The following is a 348-nucleotide window of genomic DNA, read 5'->3' on the forward strand; positions in this document are numbered from 1 at the left end:
GTCGCGGCGGTCGATCTTGTGTCCCTGCTCCGCGCCCTCGCGGATCAGCGCCTTGCCTACTACCAGTCGCGGCCCAAATTCCCGGTGTACGGCAAGGGCTGGACTTCCAGTACCCGGCGCTGCCTTGAGGCCGCGCTGCAAATGGCGCGGGGGCAGTAATGGGCAAAACCATAGCCACCATCGTTTTTGCCGTGCTGCTCACGGCCGTGGTTGTCTGGCTGGTCTGGCAGGGGCGAGAGCAGGCCGTGCAAATGGGCAAGCTGGAAGAAACCGCCAAGGCCAACGCCGCCGCCGTGCAGGAACAAAAAGAATGGGCGGGCGATGTGGACAAGGCACTGGAGGGCTGGC

At 64.7% G+C, this 348-nt stretch carries 1 protein-coding gene; it reads left to right on the forward strand.

Annotated features, from left to right (window positions below):
- Nucleotides 1–158 precede the first annotated feature (158 nt).
- A partial coding sequence (locus PZH32_RS11880) for a hypothetical protein (RefSeq protein ID WP_275208464.1) occupies nt 159–348 on the forward strand: 190 nt, incomplete at its 3' end.

Source organism: Adlercreutzia equolifaciens (assembly GCF_029076695.1).
Classification (GTDB): Bacteria; Actinomycetota; Coriobacteriia; order Coriobacteriales; family Eggerthellaceae; genus Adlercreutzia; species Adlercreutzia equolifaciens_A.